This window comes from Variovorax soli NBRC 106424, from assembly GCF_001591385.1.
Classification (GTDB): Bacteria; Pseudomonadota; Gammaproteobacteria; order Burkholderiales; family Burkholderiaceae_C; genus Variovorax; species Variovorax soli.
In genome coordinates this window covers 1-519 of the sequence record NZ_BCUU01000239.1, presented here as the reverse complement: position 1 = coordinate 519, position 519 = coordinate 1, and the positions used below count along the sequence as shown (strand labels likewise).

General features: G+C 64.4%; 1 protein-coding gene. It reads left to right on the top strand.

Annotated features, from left to right (window positions below):
* Positions 1-519 (top strand): integrase core domain-containing protein (locus tag VSO01S_RS26575; RefSeq protein WP_153305468.1); only part of this gene is annotated, 519 nt, incomplete at both ends.

The following is a 519-nucleotide window of genomic DNA, read 5'->3' as shown; positions in this document are numbered from 1 at the left end:
GCTCGGGCGCATCGAGCGAGAAGGTCATCGCATCAACGGCGACCGCACCACGCGTGTGCGCGGCGCAGGCTGGGAGTTCGCCCATGTGGCCATCGACGATCACTCGCGCGTGGGCTTCGTGCAGATGCATCCGGACGAGAAGAAGCCCTCGGCCGTGCAGTTTCTGCTGGCTGCGGTGGCGCACTATCAGTCCCTGGGCGTGACCATCAAGCGCCTGATTACCGACAACGGCAGCGCCTACCGCTCACGCCTATTTGCCAAGACCTGCCAGGCCCTGGGCATCAAGCACACCTTCACCAGACCCTACCGGCCGCAGACCAACGGCAAAGCCGAGCGCTTCATCCAGACTTGCCTGCGCGAGTGGGCCTACGGGCGAGCATGGGCCCACAGCAGCGAACGCATTGCCTGGCTGCCCGCCTTCTTGGCCTACTACAACGCTCGCAGGCCTCACTCGGCCCTCGGCTACAAGCCCCCAGCCTCCCGGCTTGGACAGACCAATCTATTGCAACTCAACAGCTA